The 13,012-nt window shown below is 48.8% G+C and carries 15 protein-coding genes; 4 read left to right on the plus strand and 11 right to left on the minus strand.

Going from position 1 to position 13,012, the window contains the following annotated elements:
- The first annotated feature begins 36 nt into the window (after positions 1–36).
- The 4 genes from cysT to ACFQZT_RS23705 all read left to right on the plus strand — a co-directional run bounded on the left by cysT (position 37) and on the right by ACFQZT_RS23705 (position 3,955).
- Positions 37–843, plus strand: coding sequence for a sulfate ABC transporter permease subunit CysT (gene cysT / locus ACFQZT_RS23690; RefSeq protein ID WP_379303782.1), 807 nt, complete (start codon positions 37–39; stop codon positions 841–843).
- A complete protein-coding gene (locus ACFQZT_RS23695) occupies positions 840–1,643 on the plus strand; it encodes a sulfate ABC transporter permease subunit (protein WP_379303784.1) in 804 nt (267 codons plus the stop codon). The genes cysT and ACFQZT_RS23695 overlap by 4 nt, the downstream gene beginning before the upstream one ends.
- Positions 1,644–1,735: 92 nt before the next feature.
- On the plus strand, positions 1,736–2,821 hold the full coding sequence (locus tag ACFQZT_RS23700) for an ABC transporter ATP-binding protein (protein ID WP_379303786.1): 1,086 nt from the start codon (positions 1,736–1,738) through the stop codon (positions 2,819–2,821).
- A gap of 24 nt (positions 2,822–2,845) precedes the next feature.
- The gene (locus tag ACFQZT_RS23705; RefSeq protein ID WP_379303788.1) at positions 2,846–3,955 is read left to right on the plus strand and encodes a sulfate ABC transporter substrate-binding protein; all 1,110 of its coding nucleotides are present in this window, start codon (positions 2,846–2,848) and stop codon (positions 3,953–3,955) included.
- A gap of 77 nt (positions 3,956–4,032) precedes the next feature.
- Here ACFQZT_RS23705 and ACFQZT_RS23710 read toward each other — a convergent pair whose 3' ends face one another.
- From ACFQZT_RS23710 to ACFQZT_RS23760, 11 genes are all read right to left on the minus strand, one after another.
- Positions 4,033–4,827, minus strand: coding sequence for a TIGR00266 family protein (locus ACFQZT_RS23710; protein WP_379303790.1), 795 nt, complete (start codon positions 4,825–4,827; stop codon positions 4,033–4,035).
- Positions 4,828–4,917: 90 nt separating this feature from the next.
- Positions 4,918–5,403 (minus strand): acyl-CoA thioesterase, encoded by a 486-nt coding sequence (locus ACFQZT_RS23715; RefSeq protein ID WP_379303792.1) that lies wholly within the window; start codon positions 5,401–5,403, stop codon positions 4,918–4,920.
- 42 nt (positions 5,404–5,445) lie between these two features.
- On the minus strand, positions 5,446–6,624 hold the full coding sequence (purT, locus tag ACFQZT_RS23720; RefSeq protein ID WP_379303794.1) for a formate-dependent phosphoribosylglycinamide formyltransferase: 1,179 nt from the start codon (positions 6,622–6,624) through the stop codon (positions 5,446–5,448).
- 547 nt (positions 6,625–7,171) lie between these two features.
- Entirely contained in the window at positions 7,172–9,094 is a 1,923-nt protein-coding gene (locus ACFQZT_RS23725; protein ID WP_379303796.1) for a nitric oxide reductase activation protein NorD, read from the minus strand.
- Between the two features lie 4 nt (positions 9,095–9,098).
- Positions 9,099–9,992: an ATP-binding protein gene (locus ACFQZT_RS23730; RefSeq protein WP_379303798.1), complete on the minus strand. Its 894-nt coding sequence runs from the start codon at positions 9,990–9,992 to the stop codon at positions 9,099–9,101.
- Between the two features lie 273 nt (positions 9,993–10,265).
- Entirely contained in the window at positions 10,266–10,463 is a 198-nt protein-coding gene (locus tag ACFQZT_RS23735; RefSeq protein WP_379303800.1) for a hypothetical protein, read from the minus strand.
- Between the two features lie 87 nt (positions 10,464–10,550).
- Positions 10,551–10,883 carry a hypothetical protein gene (locus ACFQZT_RS23740; RefSeq protein WP_379303802.1) on the minus strand — a complete coding sequence of 111 codons (333 nt, stop codon included), beginning with the start codon at positions 10,881–10,883 and terminating at the stop codon, positions 10,551–10,553.
- 94 nt (positions 10,884–10,977) lie between these two features.
- A complete protein-coding gene (locus tag ACFQZT_RS23745) occupies positions 10,978–11,685 on the minus strand; it encodes a hypothetical protein (protein WP_379303804.1) in 708 nt (235 codons plus the stop codon).
- A 37-nt stretch (positions 11,686–11,722) separates the two neighbouring features.
- A complete protein-coding gene (locus ACFQZT_RS23750) occupies positions 11,723–11,875 on the minus strand; it encodes a hypothetical protein (RefSeq protein ID WP_379303806.1) in 153 nt (50 codons plus the stop codon).
- Between the two features lie 343 nt (positions 11,876–12,218).
- A complete protein-coding gene (locus ACFQZT_RS23755) occupies positions 12,219–12,386 on the minus strand; it encodes a hypothetical protein (RefSeq protein ID WP_379303808.1) in 168 nt (55 codons plus the stop codon).
- Positions 12,387–12,515: 129 nt separating this feature from the next.
- Complete coding sequence (locus ACFQZT_RS23760; protein ID WP_379303810.1) at positions 12,516–12,995, minus strand: hypothetical protein; 480 nt, start codon at positions 12,993–12,995, stop codon at positions 12,516–12,518.
- Between the last annotated feature and the right edge of the window lie 17 nt (positions 12,996–13,012).

A 13,012-nucleotide genomic window follows, 5' to 3' on the forward strand; every position in this document is an offset into this window, starting at 1 on the left:
TATTTCACTATGATTAATAATTTTAGGTGGTGTAACGTGGGTAACAAAGTGTTAAAAGCTACGGTTCGCTCTGTGCTTATTGGCTATCTGATCGTTCTTCTGTTGCTGCCAATCGGATCCATCTATGTGAAAGGATTTTCACTCGGTTGGGAGCCTTTCTGGAAAGAAGTTACTGGACCTTTAGCCTGGAAATCCATTTTGCTGACTGTCAAACTCAGTATCGTTTCGACTTTGATTGAGGCTGTAGTCGGCAGCATTATCGCCTATGTCCTTGTGCGATATACGTTTCGCGGCAAAAGCATTTTGAACAGTATGGTCGACCTCCCTTTCTCGCTTCCGACTTCAGTGGCGGGTCTCATGTTCCTCACCTTACTGGGGCCAAAAAGCCCGCTAGGCATTTGGCTGGATCACTTCGGCATCACGCTGTTATACAATCAAACTGCTATTATTATCGGTCTTGTCTTTGTCACTTTTCCGTTTGTGATCAGAACCGTTCAGCCACTGCTAGAGCAGCTTGATCCTGCGGAGGAACAAGCAAGCTTTACCTTAGGCGCCGGAAGATTCTATACATTCTGGAAAATCATCTTCCCTGCCATTTTCCCGGGGATTATCGCCGGAAGCATGCTTGCATTTTCAAGATCTCTTGCCGAGTTTGGCGCCATCTCCCTCATATCGGGTAATATCCCCGGTAAAACGATGGTTGCATCGGTTTATATATACGGTGAGACACAGAATTATAATCCGGAAGGCGCTGCTGCGATTTCCATCGTTCTGCTGACATTGTCTCTCGTCATTCTTTGGATCATTAACGTATTAACACGCGGAAAGGGGCGGTTAGCTTGAGAAAGCTTCTGATCGGCATTTCCTTTCTCGTCATCTTCCTTCTCATAATATTACCGTTTCTCGGTATTACGGCTGGAGCTTTCCAGGAAGGCGTCGGTGCGTTCTTCGAATCATTGGTTCGTCCTGAAGCCCTTCACGCCATGTATATTTCACTCATCATCGTTGTTGCTGTCACCCTGCTTAATGCCATTGTCGGCATCTATCTTTCATTGGAACTGGTCCGCGGGTCTTGGATCTCCAGATGGATCAAACCGTTGATTAACGCATTGATCGATCTGCCGTTCGCGGTATCGCCAATTATTGTTGGGTTAATGGTCATTCTTATTTTCGGACCCAACACGGCGCTCGGCACCTTTTTTGAATCTCATGATTTAAAAATCGTCTATGCGCTGCCCGGCATGATTTTAGCCACGATGTTCATTACCTTCCCTTTGATGGTGCGTGAAGTCGTTCCACTATTAGAAGAGATCGGCACCCAGTCGGAAGAAGCTTCTGCAACACTCGGCGCAGGTTCATGGCGTACCTTCATTCAAATTACATGGCCTGCCATTCGTTGGGGCGTCCTTTATGGATTAATTTTAACCATCGCGAGATCACTTGGTGAATTCGGCTCCATTCTCGTTGTATCCGGCAATATCATTAACCAAACGCAAACTGCAACGACGCTTGTGTACCAAGACGCTGAAAATTTCAAGCTGGTTGCGGCCAATAGCCTCGCATTCGTACTTGGACTTATATCGATTGCTATTTTATTAATACTGGAATGGATGAAGCATCGGAGCGAGCGGTTAAGAAGCTAGGTTTCCCAAAATTGATTATGATGCCAGGCTAACGCCTAATCTTATGCTTACGAAGAAAGTTTTCCTACCGAAAACTCTTAGGAGGAATAAACATGCACATCGAGGTCAAGAACCTAAATAAACATTTCGGACAATTTCATGCGATCAAAGATGTCAACTTCAGCATTACAAAAGGTCATCTGGTCGGCTTGATCGGTCCTAGCGGCGGCGGTAAAACATCGATTCTCCGGATGTTATCCGGGCTAGAGAGCCCGACAGCCGGCGAAATCTATTTTGACGGCAAAGAAGCTACCAAGCTTTCCGTGCAAGAGCGCGGCATCGGATTTGTTTTCCAGAACTATGCGCTTTTCAAGCATATGACCGTTTTCGATAATGTCGCCTACGGACTGAAGGTTTTGAAAAAAAACAAAGATTTTATCCACGAACGGGTTACGTACCTGCTTGGATTGATGGGATTGGCGGGCAGCGAGCGAAAGTACCCGCACCAACTCTCCGGCGGGCAGCGCCAGCGGGTCGCTTTTGCCAGAGCGCTTGCACCTGAGCCGCAACTGCTTCTACTTGACGAGCCTTTTGCCGCTATCGATGCGAAAATCCGTAAGGAACTGCGTTTGTGGTTGCGCAACCTGATTGACGAATTCAAAGTAACCACTCTATTCGTTACCCATGATCAAGATGAAGCGATCGAAGTTGCCGATGAGATCATTATTGTGCAGCAGGGTAAAATCGAGCAGCAAGGCAGTCCATGGGAAATTTATACGAAGCCGGCTACCTCCTTCGTCGCCTCTTTCATCGGCGAATCGAACGTGATCCCGCACTATGTCCCACTGCATGGTTTCCCATACTTGCAAGAAATCCAACAAGACGGCAAGTGGCTTCCTGATACGAATGTACTCATTCGTCCTGAGTCAGTTGAAGTCCGCCCTCACGATACCGCTCACCTGGCTACGGCAGGCGAGCAAGGGAAAGTGACGCATGTTCATTTCCGCGGTGATTCCTGGTATCTGGAAATCGAAACAGGTCCGATTAAGCTCTTCGCCTATCAGTCTGTGAAGGATCGGCTTTATAAGGTTGGCGATGAAGTGAACATCCTGATCCATCAAATTTCTGTATTTACGAAGACGGAAAATAAAATTCTTGAAAATCAGGCCAAGCAAGATCCAATGCCTGTTTTTATATAAAACATACGAAGGGGTATAGAAATCATGAAAAACAAAAAAACGTTAGGCGTACTCACAGCAACCTTATTTACGGCAAGTATCGCACTTACAGCTTGCGGGACAACTAGCAAACCGGCAGCTTCTACGGCTCCGGCAGCAAGTGCAGCAGCTACCGCTGCTGCGAGCAGTACGGCGAAAGCAGCTGAAGGCGGCAAAGTTACGATCACAATCGGCGCTTACTCGATCCTGAAAGATTCTTTTGATCAGATTTTGCCTAAGTTTAAAGAAGAATGGAAAAAGAAAACCGGCCAAACCGTAGAGTTTCAAGAGTCTTACCAGGCTTCAGGTTCCCAGGCCACAGCAATCATTCAAGGATTCGAAGCTGACATTGCACCGCTTTCCTTAGAAGGAGATATTCAAAAAATCGTTGAAAAAGGTTTGATCACAAACGACTGGAAAAGCAAACCCCACAACGGAAATATCACGGCCTCAATCGCTGCTATCGGCGTTCGCGAAGGCAACCCTAAAGGAATCAAAGACTTCGCTGATCTAACAAAACCAGGCGTAGAAGTACTGATTCCGAACCCTAGTACTTCTGGCGGAGCGAAATGGGATATCAATGCGATTTATGGCGCGGGATTGAAAGCATCGGAAGCTGCCGGCAAAAAAGATCCGGCCCAAGCAAAGGATCTACTTGCTAAAGTATACAAAAACATTAAAGTACTGGATAAAAGCGGCGCCGATTCCCTCACTACTTTTGATAAAGGTGTAGGTGATGCGATCGTTACTTATGAGAACGAGCTGATCGCCCGTATCCAAAGCGGCAAAAAATACGTAGAAGTTGTTCCGCAATACACAACATCGATTGAGAATCCTGTCGCCCTTATCGATAAAAACGTGGATAAACATGGAAACCGCGAAGCAGCTCAGGCATTCCTTGATTACCTTTGGAGCCCGGAAGCACAAAAAGTATTTGCTGAAAAAGGATTCCGTTCAGTCGATCCAACGATTGCCAAACAATATGAGAAAAATTATCAAACACCACCGGGCCTTTTTGATATCAACTATCTCGGCGGCTGGACGCAAGTGAACAAAGATCTTTACGGCAAAGGCGCCCTATGGGAGACGATCCTTGCTGAAGGCGGAGCGAAATAATACATCACTCATGAGAAAAGAAAAAGCGCGGTTATGACATTCGAATGTCAACCGCGCCTTTTTCTTTGAAAACCTATTTATCTTCCATCCCCATCAAGCAAGTTGCCTAGCCCACCGAGAATGCTTCCTTCTTCTTTTCGTCCACCCGGACCTGCTGCAGAAACGATCCGGTCGGCTAGTCTGCTGAACGGAAGCGTTTGAATCCAGACGCGCCCCGGTCCCCGAAGTGTAGCGAAAAATAGGCCTTCGCCGCCAAACACTGCGGTTTTTATGCCTTTGACAAATTCGATATCGTAGTCTACATCATCCGTCATGGCGACTAAACAACCTGTATCGACACGAATCATTTCACCTGGGCGCAGCACGCGCTCAACGATGGAACCGCCGGCATGTACGAAAGCTAAACCGTCGCCTTCGATCTTTTGCATAATAAAGCCTTCACCGCCAAAAAATCCGGTTCCCAGCTTACGCTGGAAAGCGATGCCCACGGAAACGCCCTTCGCTGCGCAAAGGAAGGAATCTTTTTGGCAAATCAACCTGCCGCCTAGATCCTGTAAATCCATAGCCAAAATTTTACCCGGATATGGAGCGGCAAACGTTACCTGCTCTTTGCCATTATAACTGCGGTTCGTGAAAACCGTCATAAACAAGCTCTCGCCGGTCAACAGACGTTTGCCTGCTCCCAGCAACTTGCCCATAAACCCTTTGTTATCACTGCTTCCATCACCGAAAATGGTTTCCATTTGAATGTTCTGATCCATCATCATCATGCTGCCGGCTTCGGCGACGACGCTTTCCCCTGGATCAAGCTCAATCTCTACATATTGCATTTCGTTTCCAAGAATTCGATAGTCAATCTCATGTGCATTCATTCTTTTCTTTTCCTCCTATTGTGACAACTCCCATATACACTTTGTATACGAGTTGAAGAAAAGATGGTTTCAAATGTCATGAAAATACGATTAAGATAGCATCGAATTCCGTTCCGCTTTGCGCAATTTTCGGGCTTCGTAGCGCGCTTCCGCCGTTTCAAACAATCGCTTCTCTTCCTCTGTCTCCGGGATGATTGCCGGTACCGGGCAAGGTTGTCCCGTTTCATCTAAAGCAACGAAGGTCAGGTAAGACGTGGCCGTTGTCTTCTTTTCCCCAGTGAGCAGATTCTCAGCCTCGACCTTGACATAGACCTCCATTGAACTTCGATGTGTCCAAGTCACAAAAGCTTCCAATTGAATGGCCTCACCGAGCTTCACAGGCGCAAAAAAATCCAAACTATCGCTCGAAGCCGTTACGACGCCCTTTCGCGAATGTCGCATTGAAGCAATAGTAGCAACCTTATCGATGTATTGCATAACGCGACCGCCAAAGACGGTATGATGGTAATTCGTATCGGCCGGTAAAATGATTTCCGTCAACACGGTTCGGGAGAGTCTTGCCGGTTTAGCTTCCACTGTGTATTCCTCCTGATGACTGTTTTTTGAAACCTCTACCGCTTACTCATAGTTAAGCTTAAGCGAACCTGCTGCCTGCTTCGCAAGTTGGCGGGCTTCTTCCACCGTATCCGCACTGCTGAGCGCAACGGCCATCCGGCGCCCTACTTTCGTTTCCGGCTTACCGAATAGGCGAACCTGCGTATGAGGCACCGATAACGCCTCTTCTAAACCGCTGATCGTATAGGAGACGTTTTCCCGGTCTGCTTTCAACGTATAACTCGCACCTGGAGTAAGCAAACGGACACCTGTAATCGGCAATCCCAGAATCGCTCTAGCATGAAGCGCGAACTCGCTCAAATCCTGTGTCGCCATCGTAACCATTCCTGTATCGTGCGGTCGAGGTGAAACTTCACTAAAGTATACGCCCTCTTTCGTAAGAAACAACTCAACTCCATAAAGACCGTAACCGCCAAGAGCGTCGGTTATTGTTTTTGCGATATGCTGAGCCTCTTCAATTTGCTGCTCGCACATCGCATGAGGCTGCCAGGATTCGATGTAATCGCCGTCTTTTTGAATATGGCCGATCGGCTCGCAATACGTTGTTCCTGATACGGAACGCACTGTTAGCAGCGTAATCTCCGAATCGAAATGAATGAATTCTTCGATAATGACACGAGCATTTTTCGCGCGTCCGCCTTCCATCGCATAGTTCCACGATTGTTCCACATCCTCCGGCGTGCGGCATACGCTTTGCCCTTTGCCCGAAGAACTCATGATCGGTTTAATGACACAAGGTGTTCCAATCTCAGCTACTCCTGCCCGCAACTCTTCTAAGCTGTCGGCAAAAGCATATTTGGCGGTACGAAGCTTCAGCGTTTCCGAAGCAAGTCGGCGAATGCCTTCGCGGTCCATCGTCAGTCTGGATGCCGTTGCAGTAGGAATGACTCGATAGCCCTCCTTCTCCAGATCAACAAGCACAGGAGTTGCAATGGCTTCAATCTCCGGAACGATAAGGTCCGGACGCTCTTGCTCGATAAGCGCACGAAGCTGCTCGCCGTCCAGCATATTAATGACATGACTACGATGAGCGACCTGCATCGCCGGCGCATTCGCGTAACGGTCTACGGCAATCGTCTCGATACCGAGTCGCTGCGCTTCGATAACGACTTCTTTGCCAAGCTCGCCGGATCCTAGCAGCATGATTTTCTTTGCATTTTGGGATAAAGGTGCTCCGTACATGAAATGAAAGTCCTCCTTGGAATTAAAAAAATGTAATGAAAGACGGGAATGAATATGAGACAGCCACCGAAGGACTGAGGAGTCCTTTGGTAGCGGGAACCGAGATGATCATTCGGAAAAGGCTGTCGGAATTATACGCTGAATGGTTATGTAGGCTAAAGCCCTTCTAGCCAATTGAGCTGGGTTGGGCTCGATTTCCGTGGCTGTAAGTGCCTTTTTGGGCCTTTCGGGCGGGCTCAAGGCAGATTTCGCTTCTGTAACGCCCAAAATGGGCGCTACAGATCATTTGGAACCCGAAGGAGCTCGTTTTCCGGGCTGTAAGTGCCTTTTTAGGCCTTTCGGGCGGGTTCAAGGCGGATTTCGCTTCTCTGTAACGCCCAAAATGGGCGCTACAGATCATTTGGAACCCGAAGGAGCTCAGTTTCCGCAGTGGCTGTAAGTGCCTTTGAGGCCTTACAGGCGGGTTCTAAAAAAAGAAATGGTAACCCGTTATGTGCCGGGTTTCGATCTGAATCGACATCCTGTTCCATTGTAAAGGATTTAATTGCTAAAAGATAGATTTCAACAACAGTTTGCGCAAAATCGGCGTTAATTGCTGAGGCAGTTCCTCCACATTAGGCACTACGATGCTGCTGCGCCCATACATATTGCGCATCGTTATACGCTGCGTTTCATGCACAGTACCGCTGGCTAAAAAGACGCTAATCACTTCAATGCCTACGCGTCTGGCTTGTAGTACGGCTTCATAAGTGTCGAGGATGCCTGCATCGTTGTAATTCGCTGCCGACGGCTCGCCATCCGAGAACACCAGTAGAATACGCTGCCGTTCCGGGCGCCGCAGCAGCCGGTCTGTCATGCGACGGATCGCAAAGCCGTCGCGATTGTCTTGCTGCGGCTCAAGCTGCAGCAGAGCCGCGCCGCGTCCGGCCGTGCAGGAGGAGCCGAAGTCGACCGCAACCTGGAACAGGTTCGGCGCTTCCTGCTCCGTGACACGGTCGGCGTCTTCCCAGAATCCCACCACCTCGTGGGGGATTCGCAGCTCGCGCAGGGTCTCGTGGAACAGCACGAGACCGAGCTTGGTTTCGTCCATCTTGTCATACATGGACGCAGAGCAATCGACGAGCAGCGCGAACGCCGCGTCGAGTTGGGGCACGGGCGCGCGCTTCTTATAGAAAAGGCGCGGTGCTTCTTGCGTGACGGCTCGCGTCAGCCGCTTGTCGAGCCGCCCAAACAGCCGATCGCCCTGCGGCGCGATCCGCTTCCGCTCCAGCGTGCGCCGAATCGCACGCTGCAAGGGCTTCGCGAGCGGCGCCACGCGCTCGCTGAGGTGCCTGTAGGCGGCCTCCTGCGCAGCAGTCGGCCGCTCAGGCGCCAGCCACGTCGCCGTCGCCGCAGCGTTGACGGCGCCCTCCCCGTGCCCCGCGGCTGCGGGCACGCCGAGGCTTTGGCGCCGCTCGCCGCCGGCGGCGCCGGTGCGCTGCGCGCGCAGCGATCGGCCCTGCGCGATCGCGAGCGCTTGGTCCGCGGCGTCGCCTTCGCGCGGCGCATCGCCGGGCGCGGCCATGCGGGAGCCGCGCTCGAGCTCGAACCGCAGCAAGCCGGGGCTGCGGTCGCTGCTTTCACGGTGCCAAGTCGGCATACGCTCTTGGCCCGGAAGCTGTCGCTCCCCCTTCTTCTCGGGGAGCACATCATCATTAGCGAGTCGTTTCGCCCGCTTCAACTCGCCTTCATAACGCGCTGGCAGCGGTTTCTCCACGCCGCTGCCCGGCTGCATCCAAAAATATTGCGCTTGAGCATCCCGCTCCAGCCAATAGACCAGCGAATCCATTATCGCCTCGCAGCAAGCCGCAACCTCCGTCGTATGTTCTGCCCCCTCAACTTGTTCCAGCAACATATAGATGCCAGACAGTCGGGATACCCATTCCTCATCCTGCACTTCCTGCATGATGGTCCCTTCAACGCCTGTGAACCAGCCATAGATCAGCAGAATGATCGCTTCCGCCTGTTCTCCCTTTTGCAGGTGCATTCGTAATTTATGTTGATAATACGCTGTAAGAATGCGATGCCGATGCTTAAACACACGCACCGTTCCCGGTCGTCGCTTTCGGCATATTCGCTCCAATCGCATATCTTCGCATAACGCAAACAATTGATTAGCAAGCTTCGGGAGGGTCACAGATTGAGCATACGTGAAATAGGCTTTCACAGCTTCTGATCCTGTATACCAGGCACTACCGATGCCTCGCAGGTATACATCGCTTTTCATCCCAGCTATCTTATCCTCTGTGTCAAAATCCCTCCAAAACTGACTTACGGTTATTCGTCCCTCCGCTTCTTCATAAGTAGCGTGAAAAGCTGGCTCGACTTCGAGTTCTTTACGTTGGGTAAACAGGCGAGCCAGATCCACAAGCTGCATGTGGAGAAGGGAATCGATTTTATCATCCAACAAGCTCAATTTGCCGACAAACATACCGTTAGAACAACGTTTCCGCCGTATTCATGACGGCAGCACGTTCCCTTTCATCCTCCAATTTATCGGCGATCGCCCGTGCAACGGCCCGAACGGGAGGTATGTATGCACTCAAATCACAAGCATCCAGCAGCGCACGAATCGAACCTGCTTCATCCGGCAACTGCCCCATCTCAATTAACGTTAATAGATCAGCCGACAATTGTACGAAGATTTTAAGCAGCTTTTCCTCCTGCAAAACGGATTTGCTTCTCAACAACTCCAGCAGTGAAGCGCCTTGCAAATAAGGCACATCTATGGTAACAAAACGGTTCTTCAATGCTTCATTCAGCGGTACCGTACCGATATAACCTTCATTAATGGCCGCGATGACATGAAAATCGGCATGTGCCGTAATGACCTCCCCTGTAAAGGGATTCGTAATCGATCTCCGATGATCCAAAACTCCATTAATGAGCGGCAGCGTCTCCGGTTTTGCCATATTAATTTCATCTATGTAAAGGAAGTGCCCTTTGGTCATCGCCTTCACTACAGGACCGGGAATAAACTCAATGCGAGAGTTACCTTGTTCATCGTAGGTTAATGTTTTAAAACCCAGCAGTGCTTCCGCGTCAAGATCCGTAGAACAATTCACTGCATGCAAAGGCTGACCAAAAAGTGCGGAGATGTGTTCGGCAAGCTTGGTTTTACCTGATCCGGTAGGTCCTTTAAGCAGCACATTTTTGCCTAAGACTAGTGCAATAACCGCATCCTGCAAGACTTCCTCGCGCGGATTCTCAAATTCAGCTGAACCTACCAGCTTGCGGTCTTCTGCTGTAAGTCTCTCTTGGGTATACTGTTTACTTTGTTCTATACGCTGCAATATTTCAGAGGGTATTCCTAATGACAACATAATCATCGTTTCCTTTCCTGATCCCCTAGTATTCCTACTATTTATCAGGCAACCTCTGTTGTCAAGCTTCACCCCAAGGCAGCCAGGGTTCATCTAACACGACATGCGAGTAAAAAGCCATGGGTTTCCCGCATATCGGACATATAGGTTTTGTCGACGCTTCATTATAAACCATGGCCAATCCGTAAGCTGTCTCATAGTTAATCGCTTGAACCACATCGTCTTTATGAACATATTCACAATCCCGGGAACTGCAGTACGCGCGGACCTTGAATCGGTTCATACTTTCGCATCTACGCCAGGGAAGTCCATATTTAAAATGACGGTGAACGCGTCGTCTCCCCTCTGGATGACTTGATATACCTCCACATAGGGCGTATGATATTGATTCTCCGCTTCATTTACAAGCTCTTCCAGCGCTTCACTTAAGGAATCGTTCTCCTGCAGTTTCACTTCCGCAAAATACTGTTTAAGCATTGTTATCCCTCTTCTTTTCTACGATGATAGCTCCATGTTAAAAACCCCAGTTCGTCCTAAGACGACTGAGGAATGAACGGATTAATCCTAATGACGCTGATAAGCTTGAGCATTGGGGCTCATGTATGGATTTTGTGCCGCCTGATTCGCAATCATCTGCTGGTGGACGGCCTGTTCCAATTGCGCGCACATTTGTAAACACTGCTGCATTTGCTGTAAAGCTTGGGCATGGCCTTGAAGCGCATGATCGATCATTTGAACAGCCTGCTGCTCTCGTTGCGCCAATTGTTGAAGCTGCTGTGCATTTTGCTGTTCTTGCTGTCTCATTTGCTGATACATAGCGTTAGCCTGCTGTGTTTGCGCGATCAATTGAGAAATGATTTGCTGGCATTGGCCAATTTGTTGAGCGATTTGATGCACGGTTCTTATTCCTCCTTAGGGTTTTGCATAAATAACAGTTCTAAAACTGCCGCAATTTATTATGCCTAACCTTCCTAGGAATAAACATCAACTTTTACTTTGTCATCAAATTATTTTGGCCTGTCGAGTAGTGGGGGAAAGCGTACTGAATCATTGTATTGAATTCGTTTAAATAAGCGTCCATCCTTTTGTTCTTCCCCTGTTGACCGTCATAGAACAGCATCCGATTGACAAAATGGGGATTTGCTGAAATAAAAATGTTTGCATCCGGATATACGCGGGATATCGTATGTCTGATCGCATTTGCCGTTTCCGAAGGCAACGGTCTGGTTGAAATCCAATCCATTTGAGCTCCGGCTCCCGTAGCAAACAGCCCTTCGCCCTTTTCCGGGTCATTGCTTTTACTAAGCATCTGTTCTTTCTCGTTTATCCCCATCGCCTGCATGCCACCCAGGTCAACCGCAACATAAATGTTACGGTCTGTAATGGCCACAGCCGTATTCCCAACATGAGCGGCCTGGATAATACGGTCTGCTAAATCGCGGTTCATCGACAAGTGGGCGTTCATATGCGCTTTGGTATTATCTAGCGTTGCGGGAGCCATGGTTGGTCCAGGCGATGGATTCACGCTTTTGACTCCAATGGACGGGTTTTCATTATTGCGCGAATCGGCATCCCAACTTCCGACGTTAGGCCGGGTAGAGCCAGCTCCAGCTTCATTACGCGGGCTTCCTTGAGCGCAAGCCGTCATGGTAAAGACCAAGCCGGCTATCAGTACCATTTTGACAAGTCGTTTGTTCACTCTAATCCCTTCCTTCGATTCGTTGGTCCATGCTTCATTATTTCTCAATTCCATCCTTATCCTGCGTATACGCAATCAAAGCGATATCATAACCGAGCTCATGCTTCATCCGCGATTCCAAGTTGCGAAGCTCCTGCAGCAAGTCCTCATGATTACCCAAATCGGCAAAATGATATGACTCTAAACCCATGATTTTTTTTGCCCCCTCTCTTCACATCAATCCATAATGTTAATATGGACAAATGTCCTGATTTTTACCATACAAAGGGATCGAAAGTTTACGTCCGGCGGAAACAAAAAAGAGAGTCACAGTAGTGATACCACGCTGTGAAGCTCTCTTCCAGGTTTTCAACCACTCTGAATTATCCTTTTAAGGATTGAAGCCATTCGGTATAGCACATGCTGCACAATACTTCATAGTGATCTTCGATCCCGTCATTTTGGTAAACCGTAATACTATGCGCCGCATCGGATTCAGTTTCTTTTTCACAATGTTGACAAATGTAATTCATATCTGGTTATTAGCTCCAAACCTATCGGTTTTCATCTTCTTCAGGCACATCATACTTGTTTATATGAGCAGTGATCGCTTCAACAGCTTCATCAACGTTAGTCGTAGCCGGCACTTTTTTCACTTCATCTTCCGTAACATCGTGAAAGTTAAGTCGGTCAGCGTCCTCAGCGGAAAATTGCTTGGCCAATGTGAAACCTCCTCTACATAAGTTCGTTGCTATGATGCGCCTAGGGAAGGAAAGCTATTCGTCTGAATCAAAAAAGCCTACCACCGATATTGAAATCGGTAATAAGCTTTTCTTAGGCTTTGTTAAATATTATTCTTCTTTTTTGCGGGTTTCGTCCAGCTCTTCTAGCAGCTTGCGGACTGAATCCGGGTCGACGGTACCCTGCTCCCGAAACATTTGCAATTTTTGCATGAGATCGGCTGCAATCGCTTCATCCTTCTGGTGCTCAACTTCATGAGCGGGATCAAACCAAATGTAAAAGCCCTCCGGACCATTCCGCAAAAACGGTTTGTTCCAATTCGCCGGGAACTCGAAAGCTTGCTCTCCGAAAACAAGACCTAGCACGTCATCACTGTCAATGGGCAGTAAATGGTGAAACGTTTCCGGTTCTCCCGTATTCGTGAAATCCCGGTGCATATAGGCGTAATGAAGGTAGTGTTCGCCTGTTTCCTGGTCTTTTGCAACTTCATAGCTCTCCAATTCGGTTTGATGAAGCCCCTTGACGGTAATGATTCGAGATTCGAGCGTTTCGGCCGCAATTTTTTGCTGGTGTTGTAAAGATATATCCATCGTTCTAATCCCCCTCT

This window comes from Paenibacillus sp. GCM10027628 (genome assembly GCF_042676385.1).
In the GTDB taxonomy this organism is placed as follows: Bacteria; Bacillota; Bacilli; order Paenibacillales; family NBRC-103111; genus Paenibacillus_E.